Source organism: Actinoplanes sp. NPDC051405, from assembly GCF_055586185.1.
Genome location: NZ_JBVJIR010000008.1, coordinates 126,191 through 140,386, shown reverse-complemented (window position 1 = coordinate 140,386; position 14,196 = coordinate 126,191). Strand labels below are relative to the sequence as shown.

Here is a 14,196-nt window from a genome sequence, read left to right as displayed (position 1 = left end):
CGCACCCGCAGCCTCCGTCACACCGCGATGACGCGTACGGCTGATGAGGAGGCGCAACCCGAGTGCGGGCAGTGCTGAGCACGACATTCCGGTCCCTGCAGGTCCGAAACTACCGGCTGTTCTCGATCGGGCAGCTGGTCAAGCTCGTCGGCGTGTGGATGATGTTCACCGCGCAGGACTGGCTGGTGCTCACCCTGTCCAACAACTCGCCCGGCGCCCTCGGCATAGTGACCGCTCTGCAGTTCCTGCCCGTTCTGCTGTTGACTCTCTGGGCCGGCAAGCTGGCCGACCGCTTCGACAAGCGCAAGCTCCTGATCAGCGCAAATGCGGCTTTCGCGGTCACCGCGATCCTCTTCGCGATCCTGGTGGCCAGCGGTGTCGTGGTGCTCTGGCACGTGTTCCTGTTCGCCTCCCTGCTCGGCGTCGCGAACGCGATCGAAACGCCGGTGCGCCAGTCCTTCGTCTCGGAACTCGTCGAGCTGCCGCTGCTGCCGAACGCCCTCGCCCTGTCGGCCGCGACGTTCAACACCGCCCGCATCGGCGGCCCCGCGCTGGCCGGCGTGGCCCTGGCCCTGCTGGACACCGGCCCGGTCTTCCTGATCGCCACCGCCCTCGCCGTCGCGCCGATCTTCAGCTACCTGGCCATGCGCCCGCAGGACCTGCACCGCTCCATGACCCGCCCGTCCGCGGACGACACCCGCATCGCCGACGGCCTGCGCTACGTGTGGAAGCGGCACGACCTGCTGCTCCCGATCGCCCTGATGGCCGCGGTCGGCATGATCGGCTTCAACTTCCCGGTCACCCTGGCCGCCCTGGCCAAAATCAACTTCCACGCCGGCCCGTCATCCTTCGGCCTGCTGACCACGGCCCTGGCGGTGGGCGCGCTCGGCGGCGCGCTGGCGGGCAGCGGCCGCCGCAGCAGGCCCGGGGTGTACGTCGTCCTGGGCGCGGCGCTGGCCTTCGCGGTCTTCGAGGTGGCGGTCGGCTTCGCCCCCAACTTCATCGTGGCGATGATCCTGCTGGTGCCGACCGGGTTCTTCTCGATCTACCTGGCCCAGGCGGCGAACCACCGGGTCCAGATGGGTCTGCACTCGGCTTACCGAGGCCGGGTGATGGCCCTGTACGTGCTGGTCTTCCTGGGCACGACCCCGATCGGCGCTTCGCTGGCGGGGTGGTGGGGTGAGCACTTCGGCGTTCCGTCGAGCATCTGGGCGGCTGGCGTGTTCTGCCTGGTCGCGGCGGTTGTGGCGTTGGTCTGGCAGCTCCGCACCAGTGGCGACCGGCTCTCGCTGCACGGTGGCTCCCGGCCGGGGCTGACGCTGGTCCGGACGACGCCGGACGAGAACGAGGAAATCGACGAACCGGCGCAGGCGCCGGTCGAGCCGGCCCGCACGGTCGCGGCTTGAGGCCCCCGGCGGCTTCCCGGTCGGCGGTGGTTGAGCCGGCCCGCGCGGTCGCCGCCTGAGGCCGCCGCGGCGGCTTCAGGACGGGCTGGCGACCGCGGTTGCCGTCTGAGGGTCAGCGGGCGGCTTCGCAGCTTCCGGTGTGGGCGGCCGCTTCGGCGGTGGCCAGCGCGGGGTCCTCGGCGCGGATTGCGGCCAGGAGGCAGGTGTGGTCCATGTACTCCTCCGGGCTCAGCCGGGCGCCGAAGTGGTCCCGGAGCGAGTCGCGGATCACCTGGCCCAGGTCGGCGTACAGCTCCATCAGGACCTCGTTGTGCGAGGCCGCGACCACCGCCTGGTGGAATGCCGTGTCGGCGTCGACGAAGGCGTCGCGGTCGCCGGACGCCCAGGCCTGTTCGCGCTGGGCCAGCAGGTCGTCGAGCCGGAGCAGGTCCTCGTCGGTGCGGCGGCGTGCCGCGAAGCCGGCCGCCGCGGCCTCCAGCGTGCCGCGGAGCTCGGTCACGTCCGCCGGGTTCGCGGCCGCGAAGCGGCGCTGCATGACTCCGGCCAGTTCGCTGGTGGCGATCACCCAGGTGCCCGACCCCTGCCGGATGGCGAGCAGGCCGTTGTGGGCGAGCGCGCGGACAGCCTCGCGAACGGTGTTGCGCGCGACGCCCAGCTGAGCCACCAGCTCCGGTTCGGTCGGGATGCGGGAGCCGACCGGCCAGGCGCCCGAGGTGATCTGCATCCGCAGCCGCGCGATCACCTGGTCGGAGAGAGATGTGCCCCGCGACACTGGACCGAGATTCATCCCATGATTCTATGATGGGTCCATGACGAGCACCAGTACCGAGCCGCGTGCCGGCGTGAAGATCCGTCCGCTCGCGGTCGTCGGACTGGTGCTGGTGGCCGTCAACCTGCGGCCGGCCGTCACCAGCCTCGGGCCGGTGCTGGAGGAAGTGCGGGCCAGTCTCGGCATGAGTGCGGCTGTGGCCGGCCTGCTCACGTCGGTGCCGGCTGTCTGTTTTGCGCTGGTCGGTTCGACTGCGCCGCTGCTGGCCCGGCGGTGGGGGACCGGCGGGGTGATCGCGCTCGGTACTACCGCGCTGGCGCTCGGCCTGGCGGTGCGGCCCTTTGCTGGGGGGACTGGCTCGTTCCTCGCGCTGACCGCGTTGGCGCTGGCCGGCATCGCGCTGGCCAACGTTCTGCTTCCGGTGGTGGTCAAGCAGCGCTTCCCGGACCGGGTGGGTGCGATGACCGGGCTGTACTCGGTCGCCCTCAACCTGGGCGCCTCCACCGCGGCGGCGGTCACGGTTCCGCTGACCGCCGGGGTCTTCGGCGGCGACTGGCGCCTCGGGCTGGGAGTGTGGGCGGTGATCGCGGCAGCGGCCCTGCCGGCCTGGATCCTGCTCGCCCGCGACCGCACCCCGAGCCGGCCCGCGCCGAGCTCGGCGACGCCGGGCGGGACCGCGCCGAGCCGGCCCGCGCCGAGCTCGGCGACGCCGGGCGGGACTGCGCCGAGCCGGCACGAGCCGGGCCTGCCGACGGCCGCCCTGTCAACGGCGGGCGAGATCGCGTCGAGCGGGGCCGCACCGGACCACCTCAGGTCCGACCCGAACGCGCCGGATCAGGCCAGGCCAGGTCAGGCCGTGCCGGATCCAGCCGCGGCGGGGTCGGTCACGCCGGTGAGAGGTGGTGGCGCGAGGACCCTGCAACTGCGACGGCAGCCGATCGCGTGGGCGTTGGCCGTCTACTTCGGGCTGCAGTCGACCGTCGCGTACGTGATCATGGGTTGGTTGCCGCAGATCTTCCGGGATGCCGGGCTCTCCGCGCGTACCGCTGGTTTGCTTTTCGCCGTCACCGCCCTGCTCGGCGTACCGCTGTCTTTTGTTCTTTCCGCCCTCGCGGGCCGCCTGCCCCGGCAGAGCGGGGTCGCGGTCCTCATCGGGCTCTTCGGCATCGCCGGTTACGCCGGCCTGTGGTTCGATCCGGCCGCCGCCCCCTGGCTGTGGGTCGTGCTGCTGGGCGTGGCCAACTGCTCGTTCCCGCTGGTCCTCACCATGATCGCGCTGCGGGGGCGGGATGCCGCCACGGTTTCGCGGCTGTCCGCTTTCGCGCAGAGCACCGGTTATCTACTGTCGGTTCCCGGGCCCATCGTGGTCGGTGTGCTCTACGACCACACCGGCAGCTGGCGGATTCCGCTGGCCCTGCTGACCGTCCTCATGGTGCCGCAGATGATCGCCGGGGTGCTCGCCGGCCGGGACCGGCAGATCGGCTGAGGACAAACCTGTGGATATGTATGGCAGACCGGGTCATCCGAACGGCCCTCTCCGTTTCCTCAACGGCTGCCTTAGCGTCAGACCGTGGCAATCACGCACATAGCTGTGCTCGCGACGGCGCTGCTCGCGCTGCTGTGTCTGCCTTGTGCCGTCGCGGTCGTCGTTTGCGCTGATGAGCTGGTCGCCCGCCGTTTCTGGAGCCGGGGCGGGCGGCGGGATGTCCGTGCCCTGCGGTGTCTGGAGCGGGAGCTTTCCGTCGCCGAGGTGGAGCTGCGGCCGCCCGATTTTGAGCCGAGCATCGACGAGCTCGTCGCCGAGCTGCGCCGGCTCGACAGGCAGCGGCGCAGTTCGCCGACCATCGACTCGGTCGCCTGGCTCACCGCGGTGCTGCGGGCCTACGACCAGCGGCTCGCCATGGCCAGCCGGTCCCTCGGGCTCACCGAGCATCTCGCCCAGCTCGACGGGATGGACCGCGAGATCGAACGGGTCCGCGTGGAGGGACTGCTGCACGCCGCGGGTCTCCGGTTGCGCGCGGCCTGACCGTCTAGAGTCGCCCGGTGCGGCTCTTCGTGGCGATCTATCCACCCGGGAACGTGTGCCGGGACCTGCGCCATCGCCTGACCGGCGGCGGCGCCCGGCCGGTACGGCTCACACCGATCGAGCGCTGGCACATCACGCTCGCGTTCCTCGGTGAGGTTGCGGAGGAACGGCTTCCCGAGGTGGAGCGGGCGCTCGACGGGGTCACCGTGCCCCGGGGTGTCGTGCTGCGGCTGCGCGGCGGTGGGCGCTTCGGTAAAGGCAGGTCGACCGTGCTGTGGGCCGGCGTCGAGGGGGACCTGGCGGCGTTGCACCAGGACGTCTCGGAACGGCTCGGGTTGGTGGAGCGGGAGTTCACGCCGCATCTCACGGTCGCCTACAAGGATGATCCCGTGGTCAGGCTGGCCCTCGACGGTTATGCGGGCCCATCGTGGCCGCTGCATGAGATAGCCCTCGTCCACAGTGTTCCGGGCGAGGGCTACGTCACGCTGAAGAGCTGGTGATCAGGAGCTTTCGCGGGCCGCCGGGCCGCCGCCGAACAGGACGTCGTCCCAGCTCGGCAGGCGTTTGCGGGGCTTCGCCGTCTCCTCGGAGTCGGTCGAGTCGCCGCCCTGGGACTGGCCCACCGTGCGGCGGGGGCGCAGGACCGCGAGGCTCGGCACCGCCGGGACCTCCTTGGGCAGGTCGGCGTCGTCGTCGAACGCCGAACCGGCGCCGCCACCCAGCAGGGCCGCCGCGCCACCGGCGACCGGCCGGCGCGACTCCTGCGCGGCCGGCTCCAGGCCGCGGCCCGAGCCCTGGCCGCCACCGAGCGGACGGTCCAGCGACGCCAGCAGGGCGTCGCGACCGGCCCGGATCGGGTCACGCGTCTGCCGGGGCGCGTCGGACGCGGCGGGCAGGCCCCGGCCACCGCGGGCCGGCTCGTTGATCCGCGACGGGCCCGGCAGGCCGTGGCCGCCGCGCTCGTGCGGGGTGCGCTCCGGCACCGGCTCCTGGCCCAAAATCTGGGTTGGGCGCTCGGCACACAGGTATTGCGCCATGTCGTCGTGCGGGGCCACCACCTGGCGGCCCTTGTCGAGATCCCACATCGCCTGGGCGGTCGCCTTGCCGGACGGCCACGTGGCGACGATGCGCCAGGTGCCGTCCTCGCGGCGGAACGCGTCCCAGGAGATCTTCTCGGTGTCGATGCCGTGCTGGGCCAGCCGGCTGTCCACGACCTCGGCCAGCGGGGCACCGGAGTCGGAGGTCTTGAGGCGGGTGCGGCGCGCGTGCTGGGCCAGCATGGCCCGCTCCTGCAGCACCGGGCCCGCGTAGCGCAGGACGCGATCGACCGGGACCCCGGCCACCCGGGCGACGTCCTCGGCGGACTCGCCGGAGCGGATCCGGGCCTGGATGTCGCGGGGGGACAGGGACGCCATCACCTCGGCGTTCGCCACCGCCACGGCCGTGCCGACCGGGTGTGGCGTGCCGTCGGACTGCAGCGCACCGCTGATCCGGTCGTCGATCGGAAGTGCCAGGAGCCTGCCGACCTCGTCGGCGAGCACCAGGGCCTGACCATCTTCGGAGAGGGCCACGAAGCGTACCGGCCGCATGCGTTGCCTCCGTCCCGTGCTCGCCGCTGTCTGGCCTGTGCTCCCGAGAGTCAGCCACCCGGGCGCGTTTCGGAACACGGTACGCGCCCCGGTCACTCGATGGGGGTATGCCACGCCGTCAAAGTCATTGACCTGCGGAGATGATCTTCAACGATCTCCGGCGGTGATAAGGCGTTGCGGCCGGCGCTGGGCAGGCCTACAAAGACGGCATGACCGTCGAGTTGCGCCCGATCACCGCGGAGAACTTCCAGACCGTCATCAAACTGGAGGTACGCCCGGAGCAGTCGGACTTCGTGGCGCCCAACGTACGGGGCATCGCCGAGACCTACATCTACCCCGACGCGGAGCCCCTGGCGGTGTACTCCGGCGACGAGGCGATCGGTTTCGTGCTGTTCCACCCGATCGACAAGGACAAGCCCGCCGAGGGGCACTGCATCGTGCGCCTGATGATCGCCCATCAGTTCCAGGGACGCGGGCTGGGTCGAGCGGCGCTCGAGGCTGCCGTGGCGTGGATCCACCGGGAGCGCGGCGTGGACCGGATCCGCCTCAGTGTCGTGCCGTCCAACGAGAGTGCCCGCAAGCTCTACCGCTCCGCCGGCTTCGTCGAAACCGGAGAGCTGAACGACGGCGAACTCGTCATGATCCGCTCGCGCTAGCCGTTCGCCGCGCGGCGGCCGGCGTACTCCGTGGTGCGGTGGGCCGGGTACTGGATCAGGTTGTCCGGCTCCTCCTCCACGGTGCTGGCCCAGCGGCGGGCCGGCTCCAGCGGGTCCTCGTCGTACATGAGCCGGCCGCGGAACTGGCGGCCGTAGTCGAGCATGCCGTCGATGAGCCGGTCCACGTCGCGGGTCGGTCGCACCACCAGGCGCATGAACTGGCTGGTCATGCCCAGCTTGTTGCCGCACTCGCGGGTGTAGACGCCGTGGTTGGCGACCAGGTAGTCGCGCAGTGCCACGCCGGACCACTCGGTCGGCAGCTTGACCAGGATGAAGTTGCCCTGCGACGGGAAGACGGTCAGCCCGGGGATGCGGGCCAGCTCGACGGCCATCGCGCGGCGGTCGCGGCTGAGCAGGCGCAGGCTGTCCTCGTACTCGTCCTGGTGGTCCTCGATCATGTAGACGACCTTCTCGGCCAGCGAGTTCAGGTTCCACTTGGGCAGAATCTTGGCGATCTTGCCGGCGATCGCCGGGTTGGCCATCAGGTAGCCGAAGCGGATGCCGTGCAGGCCGAAGTTCTTGCCGAGGCTCTTCAGCACGACGGTGTTCGGCCGGATCACCGCGTCCGGCCCGACCGAGGGGTACTGCTCGGCGTCGGAGAAGTCGATGAACGACTCGTCGATGACCACCAGGTCGAGGTCGCCGAGCGCGTCCATGAAGCGGATGACGTCGCGGCGGGCCAGGTAGCAGCCGTCCGGGTTGTTGACGTTGCAGACGACCGCGACCCGGGAGCCGCGGTCGCGGATGAACCGTACGTAGTCTTCCAGGTTGAGCCGGAAGCCGTCGCGTTCCTGCAGCGGGAACATGTCGACCCGCTTGCCGGTCTCCAGCGGCTGGTCGGTCCACCGGCCGAACGTCGGGATCGGGATCGCGACGCTCTCCTTGATCAGGAGGTGGTCGATCCAGGTGATCAGCTCGGTGGACCCGTTCGCCATCGCTACGGTCTGCGGGTGCAGGCCCAGCACGCTGGCCAGCTTGTTGGTGATGCTGGCCGAGTCGCTCGGGTAGTACTTCAGGATGTTCTTCAGGTCGCGGGACAGCTCGTCGAACATCTCCGGGGTGGGGAAGTACGGGTTGCACGGGATGCAGAAGTCCACGATCTCGGCGCCGTCGTTCATGCTACGAGAGAGATCGAAATAAGAGGCGCTGTGTGCACCCTTGTGCAGGATCGAGGTATCGATACCCGTCCGTGCCATCGTGCCTCCCGAGTTCCAGCGACATTGCCGCCCGTCAGTACGGGCGACGCCGCGGGATCGTTCAGGACTTATGGATGACGTAATCGATGCAGCGCGTCAGTGCCTCGACGTCGGCCGGGTCCACGGTCGGGTAGAGCGCGATGCGCAGCTGGTTGCGGCCCAGCTTGCGGTACGGCTCCGTGTCCACGATGCCGTTGGCCCGGAGCACCTTGGCGAGCTGCGCCGCGTCCACACTGTCGGCGAAGTCGATCGTGGCCACCGCGTGGGACCGCAGCGCCGGGTCGGTGACGAACGGGCTGGCCACCTCCGAGCGGTCCGCCCAGCCGTAGATCGCCGCCGCACTCTCGGCGCTGCGCTTGGCCGCCCACCCGAGGCCGCCCTGCGCGTTCATCCAGTCGACCTGCTCGGCGGCCAGGAAGACCGTGGCCAGCGCCGGGGTGTTGTAGGTCTGCTCCAGCCGGGACTGCTCGATCGCCGTGACCAGATCCAGGAACTGCGGAATGTAGCGGCCCGACTCCTTGATCTCGTGGGCGCGGGTGATCGCGGCCGGTGACATCAGGGCGATCCACAGGCCGCCGTCCGAACCGAACGCCTTCTGCGGGGCCAGGTAATACACGTCTGTCTGGGTCAGGTCGACGTCGATGCTGCCGCCGCCCGAGGTGGCGTCGGTCAGGATCAGCGCGCCCGGGTCGGCGCCGGCCACCCGCTGCACCGGCACCGCCACGCCGGTGGACGTCTCGTTCTGCACGCTGGCGTAGGTGTCCACCCCGGCCTCGGCGGTCAGGTAGGCCGCGCTGCCGGCGGGTGCCTTGTGCACGGTCGGCTCGGCCAGGAACGGCGCGTCGCGGACCGCCTTGGCGAACTTGGCGCCGAACTCGCCGAACTCGGCGAACTGGGCCTTGTCACGGATCAGCCCGAACGCCGCCGTCTCCCAGAACGCGCTGGTGCCACCGTTGGAGATGATCACCTCGTAGCCGTCAGGGGCGGAGAAGAACTCGGCGATGCCGGCCCGCAGGCGGGCCACCTGGTCCTTGACCGTGCGCTGGCGGTGGGACGTGCCCATGTAGCTGGTGGCCACCCGGGACAGCGCAGCGACGCCCTCCGGACGGACCTTGCTCGGCCCGGAGCCGAACCGCCCGTCGACGGGCTTGAGGTCGTCGGGAATCCGGATCGGGTCAGCCACGGGGGTCCTTCCAGAGGGTCAGTCAGCCGTTACAGATTATGCGGCACCGCGTCCCAGCCCTCGACGTCCTGGGGCTTGCGCGGCTCCGGTCCCACATAGAGGGCGCTCGGGCGCACGATGCGGCCCAGCCTCTTCTGCTCCAGGATGTGGGCACTCCAGCCCGCCACCCGGGCGCAGGTGAACATCGAGGTGAACATGTGCGAGGGGACCTCGGCGAAGTCCAGCACCACCGCGGACCAGAACTCGACGTTGGTGGCCAGCACCCGGTCGGGCTTGCGGGCGTGCAGCTCGGCCAGGGCGGCCTTCTCCAGGGCCTCGGCGACCTCGAAGCGGGGCGCGCCCAGCTCCTTGGCCGTGCGCCGCAGCACGCGGGCGCGCGGGTCCTCGGCGCGGTAGACGCGGTGGCCGAAGCCCATCAGCCGCTCGCCGCGGTCGAGCACGCCCTTGACGTAACCCTCCGCGTCGCCGCTGCGCTCGACGGCCTCGATCATGTGCAGCACCCGGGACGGGGCGCCGCCGTGCAGCGGGCCGGAGAGCGCGCCGATGCCGGAGGAGATGCAGGCCGCGGCGTCCGCGCCGGTCGAGGCGACGATCCGGGCCGTGAAGGTGGAGGCGTTCAGGCCGTGCTCGGCCGCCGAGATGAAATACGCGTCGACCGCCTTGACGTGCCGGGGGTCGGGCTCGCCGCGCCAGCGCTTCATGAACCGCTCGACGATCGTCTGTGCCTTGTCGATGTCCTTCTGCGGCACGGCCGGCAGGCCCAGCCCGCGAGCCGCCTGAGCGACGAACGACAGCGCGGTGACCGAGACCCGGGCCAGGTCGGTGCGGACCTGCTCGTCGTCGATGTCGAGCATTTGGCCGAGCCCCCAGTACGGCGCGAGCATGGCGACCGCGGACTGCACGTCGACGCGGATGTCGCCGGAGTGCACCGGGACCGGGAACGGCTCGGCCGGCGGCAACCCGGGACCGAAGCGCCCGTCGACCAGCAGGGCCCAGACGTTGCCGAACGAGACGTGACCGATGAGATCCTCGATGTCGACGCCCCGGTAGCGCAGCGCGCCGCCCGCCTTGTCGGGCTCGGCGATCTCCGTCTCGAAGGCGATCACGCCTTCCAGGCCCGGCTTGAAATCGGACACGATGCGCCTCCTGGGGTCCCGGCTGGAACAAGCCGTGGGTGTTTCATCTTGCCCGCTGGGTGACCGGTGGTCGACCCGCGGAAATGTGCTGTCGGCGACACCTATCCTCGCCGAGGGGACGGGCCCTCGTCCGGGACTTGGGTTCGATTGGTCAATCTCGGATAAGGAGAGCGTGTGACCCCGGAATCCTTGTCGCCCGCCGGCATGCGGCGCGACTACACCGAGCGGGGCGCGCTGCTCGAGTCCGACCTGGCCGCGGACTGGACCAGCCAGTTCGCCCGCTGGTTCGCCGAGGCGGGCGCGGCCGGCCTGCCCGAGCCCAACGCCATGATCGTCGCCACGGCCGACCCGGCGGCCCGGCCCAGCGCCCGTACGGTCCTGCTCAAGGGCTACGACGAGCGCGGTTTCGTCTTCTTCACCAACTACACCTCCCGCAAGGGCACGGAGGCGCTGAGCAACCCGGCGGCGAGCCTGGTGTTCCCGTGGTTCCCGATGCAGCGGCAGGTGCTGGTGGCCGGCGCCGTCGAGCGGGTGGACCGGGCCGAGACCGAGGAGTACTTCGCGACCCGGCCGCGCGGCTCGCAGCTCGGCGCGTGGGCGAGCCCGCAGAGTCAGGTGCTGCCCGACCGGGCCGCGGTGGAGGCCGGGCTGGCCGCCGCCGTCGAGCGGTTCGGCAGCGAGGGGCCGGTGCCGCCCCCGCCGCACTGGGGTGGGCTGCGGGTGATCCCCGAGACCGTCGAGTTCTGGCAGGGCCGGAGCAACCGGCTGCACGACAGGCTGCGCTTCCGCCGTACGGGCACGGGCTGGGTCGTCGAGCGGCTCGCTCCGTGAGCCAGGAGCCGGTCGAGGCCGCGAGCCGGGTCACCGGGGAAGCCGTCAAGGAGCGGCGCCGCAGCTGGGTCATCGACGTCCGGCCGCTGCGCGGGACGGCGTACCGGCGGATGTGGATCGGCAACGGCGTCTCGTACTTCGGCTTCCAGTTCACCTCGGTGGCCGTACCGGTGGAGATGTTCTCGATCACCCGGTCCTCCGCCTGGGTGGGCCTGCTCGGGATCGCCGCCCTGGTCCCGCTGCTGGTCTTCGGGCTGTGGGGCGGCGCCGCCGCCGACGTGGTGGACCGCCGCAAGCTGCTGCTGGCCAGTTCCACGCTGGCCTGGGTGGCCACGGCCGGCCTGCTGGGGCAGGCGCTGCTCGGCCTGCACAGTCCCTGGGTGCTGCTCGCGCTGACCGCCGTGCAGTCGGCCGGCTTCGCGGTGAGCTCACCGGCCCGGCAGGCGATCATCCCGCGGATCGTGCCGGGCGACCTGGTGCCGGCGGCGAACACCCTGGCCTACACGACCACGACCGCCGGCGGCGTCCTCGGCCCGCTGGCCGCGGGCCTGATCTTCGGCGCCTGGTCCACCGACACCGGCGTGACCATCGCGTACGCGGTCGACGCGGTGCTGTTCAGCATCTCGTTCTGGGCCACCTACCGGCTGCCGTCGATCCCGCCGGTGCACGACGACGGCGTCACCGCCCGGCCCACCGCCGGTCTGCGCGGCATCGCCGACGGCCTGCGGTTCCTGGCCGGCCAGCCGGTGCTGCTGCTCTCCTTCGCGGTGGACATCGTCGCGATGGTGCTGGCCATGCCGCGGGCGCTGTTCCCGGAGATCGCCGAGGACCGCTTCGGCGGGGGCTCGGCCGTGGGCTGGCTCTTCGCGGCCATCGCGATCGGTTCGGTGCTCGGCGGCCTGACCTCGGGCTGGATCGGGCGGATCAAGCGGCAGGGGCTCGCCCTGGTCATCGCCGTCGTGGGCTGGGGCATCGCGGTCGGGCTGGCCGGCCTGGCCCACTCGCTCTGGCTGATGGTGCTGCTGCTCGCCGTCGGCGGCGCGGCCGACCTGGTCAGTGCCGTCTACCGGCAGTCGATCCTGCAGACGTTCGCGCCCGACCGGCTGCGCGGCCGGCTGCAGGGCGTCTTCACCGTGGTGGTGGCCGGCGGTCCCCGGCTGGGTGATCTGCGGGCCGGTGCCACCGCCGACGTGGCCGGGCCCACCGCCTCCTGGGCGGGTGGCGGTTTCGCCGCCGCCGGGCTGGCGGTCGTGCTCGCGCTGGCCTTCCCCGCCCTGCTTCGCTACCGTCCCCCCGCCGTCTCGGAGGACAACCGATAATGTCAGCGGCATGACTGACGTCGTGGCGGCGAGATCTGGATTGCAGTGGGCCATCGAGGCCGATGGCCACCGGGCCGTGATCGTGGAGGTCGGTGGCGTGCTACGCCATTACTCCGTGGGCGGCCGGGAGGTCCTGGACGGCTTCGGCCCGGACGAGATCTCGCCGGCGTCGGCCGGCCAGATCCTGGCCCCCTGGCCCAACCGGATCCGCGACGGGCACTACACGTTCGAGGACACCGCGTACCAGCTGTCGCTGACCGAGCCCGCGCGGCACAACGCGATCCACGGGCTGACCAACTGGTCGCGGTGGAAGCTCGCCGACCAGACGGGTGACTCGGTGACGGTGGAGTTCGACCTGCCGCCGCAGATCGGCTACCCGTGGGCGCTGACCCTGCGCACCCGGTGGAGCGTCTCCGCCGACGGGCTGCGCTCGGAGCAGGAGGTCGTCAACACCAGCGACCAGAACGCGCCCTGGGGCTTCTCCGTGCACCCGTACCTCCAGCTGCCCGGCGTCGCGGTCGACGACATCCTGCTGCACGTGCCCGGCCGCAGCCGGGTCCTGGCCGACGCCCGGCTGCTGCCGATCGGCGCGGTCAAGGTGGCCGGGACGGAGTACGACTACACCGAGCCCCGCCGGGTCGGCTCGGCCGTGCTGGACACCACCTGGGGCGACCTGGACCGCCGGCCGGACGGTGGATCCGCGGTGACCATCGCCGCGCCCGACGGCTCGCAGTCCGTCACGGTCTGGGGCGACGAGAACTTCCACTGGTGGCAGGTCTTCACCGGTGACACGCTGACCGGTGAGCGGTTCCGCCGGTCCCTGGCCATCGAGCCGATGACCTGCCCGCCGGACGCGTTCCGCTCCGGCCGCGACCTGATCGTGCTGGCGCCCGGGCAGACCTGGCGGGCCAGCTGGGGTGTGCGGCCCTCGGCGGCCTGAGCATGGAGTTCGACGAGGTCCTGCGCCGGCGCCGGATGGTCCGCACGTACGACAAGGACCGGCCGGTGCCGCCGGAGATCGTCGACAAGCTGATCCGGCACGCGTTGCGGGCGCCCTCGGCCGGCTTCTCCCAGGGCTGGGGTTTCCTGGTGCTGAGCGAGCCGGCGGACCGCGAGCTCTACTGGTCGGTGACCGCGCCGCGTGGCGACACCGCCGCGGAACAGGCCGCGGCCGGCTCGTGGCTCGACCGGATGCGCTCGGCGCCGCTGATCATCGTGGCGCTCTCCAACAAGTCGGTCTACCTGGAGCGTTACGCCCAGGCCGACAAGGGCTGGACCGACCGGGACGAGAGCCGCTGGCCGGTGCCGTACTGGGACATCGACACCGGCTTCGCCGCCCTGCTCATCCACCTGACCGCGGTGAACGAGGAGCTGGGTTCGCTGTTCTTCGGGGTGCCGGCCGACCGGGTCGGTGCATTCCGGGACGCATTCGGCATTCCTCACGAATTCGTGCCGGTGGGCGCCCTGACGATCGGCTATCCGGCCCCCGACAAGAGGTCACCGTCACTACGCCGCGGGCACCGCCCGGTGGACGAGGTGGTGCATCATGGCCGGTGGACCGCGACCGGTGGGCCGTCCGCGAGGGAAACCTGACAACGGGTGACGACGCCGGGACGCGGACCGGCCGCTAGGCTGGCGGCTCGCTAGGCTGGCAGGCAGAGCTGCCCGCCGGGCGGGCTGGACGTGCGTGAGGACCGGAGGGGAGCGTGCCGTCGTGATCTTCAAAGCGGTACGGGACGGAGCGCCGTACCCCGACCATCACACGACACTCAAGAGATGGGCCGAGATCCCGCCCCGCCCCATCCGGCTGGCCGATCTCATCACCACCAAGCGTGAGCTGGCCCTGGACAAGCTGCTGGCCGAGGACTCGACGTTCTACGGCGACCTGTTCCCGCACGTCGTCGAGTGGCACGGCGGTCTCTATCTGGAGGACGGTCTGCACCGCGCGCTACGGGCCGCGCTGCAGCAACGCAACCAGATCCACGCGAGAGTGCTCGTCATCGACAACTAACACCGCTAGTTTAT

15 protein-coding genes are annotated in these 14,196 nt (G+C 71.3%); 10 read left to right on the top strand and 5 right to left on the bottom strand.

Annotated features, from left to right (window positions below; genetic code table 11):
- Positions 1–62: 62 nt before the first annotated feature.
- Positions 63–1,406, top strand: a complete 1,344-nt coding sequence (locus ACZ6S4_RS19010) for an MFS transporter (protein ID WP_465476208.1) — start codon at positions 63–65, stop codon at positions 1,404–1,406.
- Positions 1,407–1,518: 112 nt separating this feature from the next.
- On the opposite strand, the gene ACZ6S4_RS19005 is transcribed toward ACZ6S4_RS19010, so the two are convergent.
- Positions 1,519–2,193 (bottom strand): FadR/GntR family transcriptional regulator, encoded by a 675-nt coding sequence (locus tag ACZ6S4_RS19005; RefSeq protein WP_465476207.1) that lies wholly within the window; start codon positions 2,191–2,193, stop codon positions 1,519–1,521.
- 22 nt (positions 2,194–2,215) lie between these two features.
- Here ACZ6S4_RS19005 and ACZ6S4_RS19000 point away from each other — a divergent pair, with 22 nt between their 5' ends.
- The 3 genes from ACZ6S4_RS19000 to thpR all read left to right on the top strand — a co-directional run bounded on the left by ACZ6S4_RS19000 (position 2,216) and on the right by thpR (position 4,701).
- Positions 2,216–3,661: an MFS transporter gene (locus ACZ6S4_RS19000; protein ID WP_465476206.1), complete on the top strand. Its 1,446-nt coding sequence runs from the start codon at positions 2,216–2,218 to the stop codon at positions 3,659–3,661.
- A gap of 84 nt (positions 3,662–3,745) precedes the next feature.
- Positions 3,746–4,201 (top strand): hypothetical protein, encoded by a 456-nt coding sequence (locus ACZ6S4_RS18995; protein ID WP_465476205.1) that lies wholly within the window; start codon positions 3,746–3,748, stop codon positions 4,199–4,201.
- Between the two features lie 17 nt (positions 4,202–4,218).
- The gene (gene thpR / locus ACZ6S4_RS18990) at positions 4,219–4,701 is read left to right on the top strand and encodes an RNA 2',3'-cyclic phosphodiesterase (RefSeq protein ID WP_465476204.1); all 483 of its coding nucleotides are present in this window, start codon (positions 4,219–4,221) and stop codon (positions 4,699–4,701) included.
- On the opposite strand, the gene sepH is transcribed toward thpR, so the two are convergent.
- The gene (gene sepH / locus ACZ6S4_RS18985) at positions 4,702–5,790 is read right to left on the bottom strand and encodes a septation protein SepH (protein WP_465476203.1); all 1,089 of its coding nucleotides are present in this window, start codon (positions 5,788–5,790) and stop codon (positions 4,702–4,704) included.
- Positions 5,791–5,999: 209 nt separating this feature from the next.
- On the opposite strand from sepH, the gene ACZ6S4_RS18980 reads away from it, so the two are divergent.
- Entirely contained in the window at positions 6,000–6,446 is a 447-nt protein-coding gene (locus tag ACZ6S4_RS18980) for a GNAT family N-acetyltransferase (RefSeq protein ID WP_465476202.1), read from the top strand.
- Here ACZ6S4_RS18980 and ACZ6S4_RS18975 read toward each other — a convergent pair.
- From ACZ6S4_RS18975 to ACZ6S4_RS18965, 3 genes are all read right to left on the bottom strand, one after another.
- Positions 6,443–7,624: a pyridoxal phosphate-dependent aminotransferase gene (locus tag ACZ6S4_RS18975; protein WP_465476201.1), complete on the bottom strand. Its 1,182-nt coding sequence runs from the start codon at positions 7,622–7,624 to the stop codon at positions 6,443–6,445. The genes ACZ6S4_RS18980 and ACZ6S4_RS18975 overlap by 4 nt on opposite strands.
- A 139-nt stretch (positions 7,625–7,763) precedes the next feature.
- Positions 7,764–8,885: a phosphoserine transaminase gene (gene serC, locus ACZ6S4_RS18970; RefSeq protein ID WP_465476200.1), complete on the bottom strand. Its 1,122-nt coding sequence runs from the start codon at positions 8,883–8,885 to the stop codon at positions 7,764–7,766.
- Between the two features lie 29 nt (positions 8,886–8,914).
- Positions 8,915–10,021, bottom strand: a complete 1,107-nt coding sequence (locus tag ACZ6S4_RS18965; protein WP_433724084.1) for a citrate synthase 2 — start codon at positions 10,019–10,021, stop codon at positions 8,915–8,917.
- 204 nt (positions 10,022–10,225) lie between these two features.
- On the opposite strand from ACZ6S4_RS18965, the gene pdxH reads away from it, so the two are divergent.
- The 5 genes from pdxH to ACZ6S4_RS18940 all read left to right on the top strand — a co-directional run bounded on the left by pdxH (position 10,226) and on the right by ACZ6S4_RS18940 (position 14,182).
- Entirely contained in the window at positions 10,226–10,852 is a 627-nt protein-coding gene (gene pdxH, locus ACZ6S4_RS18960) for a pyridoxamine 5'-phosphate oxidase (protein ID WP_465476362.1), read from the top strand.
- On the top strand, positions 10,849–12,171 hold the full coding sequence (locus tag ACZ6S4_RS18955) for an MFS transporter (protein WP_465476199.1): 1,323 nt from the start codon (positions 10,849–10,851) through the stop codon (positions 12,169–12,171). The genes pdxH and ACZ6S4_RS18955 overlap by 4 nt, the downstream gene beginning before the upstream one ends.
- A gap of 10 nt (positions 12,172–12,181) precedes the next feature.
- Positions 12,182–13,111, top strand: coding sequence for an aldose 1-epimerase family protein (locus ACZ6S4_RS18950; RefSeq protein WP_465476198.1), 930 nt, complete (start codon positions 12,182–12,184; stop codon positions 13,109–13,111).
- A 2-nt stretch (positions 13,112–13,113) separates the two neighbouring features.
- Complete coding sequence (locus ACZ6S4_RS18945; RefSeq protein WP_465476197.1) at positions 13,114–13,764, top strand: nitroreductase family protein; 651 nt, start codon at positions 13,114–13,116, stop codon at positions 13,762–13,764.
- Positions 13,765–13,885: 121 nt separating this feature from the next.
- Positions 13,886–14,182, top strand: coding sequence for a type II toxin-antitoxin system VapB family antitoxin (locus tag ACZ6S4_RS18940; protein ID WP_125807223.1), 297 nt, complete (start codon positions 13,886–13,888; stop codon positions 14,180–14,182).
- The last annotated feature ends 14 nt before the right edge of the window (positions 14,183–14,196 follow it).

Coding starts and splice junctions, on each gene's coding strand:
- ACZ6S4_RS18975 (WP_465476201.1), bottom strand. CDS start 7,624: ATGAACGACGGCGCCGAGATCGTGGACTTCTGCATCCCGTGCAACCCG.
- ACZ6S4_RS19005 (WP_465476207.1), bottom strand. CDS start 2,193: ATGAATCTCGGTCCAGTGTCGCGGGGCACATCTCTCTCCGACCAGGTG.
- ACZ6S4_RS19000 (WP_465476206.1), top strand. CDS start 2,216: ATGACGAGCACCAGTACCGAGCCGCGTGCCGGCGTGAAGATCCGTCCG.
- ACZ6S4_RS18945 (WP_465476197.1), top strand. CDS start 13,114: ATGGAGTTCGACGAGGTCCTGCGCCGGCGCCGGATGGTCCGCACGTAC.
- pdxH (WP_465476362.1), top strand. CDS start 10,226: ATGCGGCGCGACTACACCGAGCGGGGCGCGCTGCTCGAGTCCGACCTG.
- ACZ6S4_RS18950 (WP_465476198.1), top strand. CDS start 12,182: ATGACTGACGTCGTGGCGGCGAGATCTGGATTGCAGTGGGCCATCGAG.
- sepH (WP_465476203.1), bottom strand. CDS start 5,790: ATGCGGCCGGTACGCTTCGTGGCCCTCTCCGAAGATGGTCAGGCCCTG.
- ACZ6S4_RS18980 (WP_465476202.1), top strand. CDS start 6,000: ATGACCGTCGAGTTGCGCCCGATCACCGCGGAGAACTTCCAGACCGTC.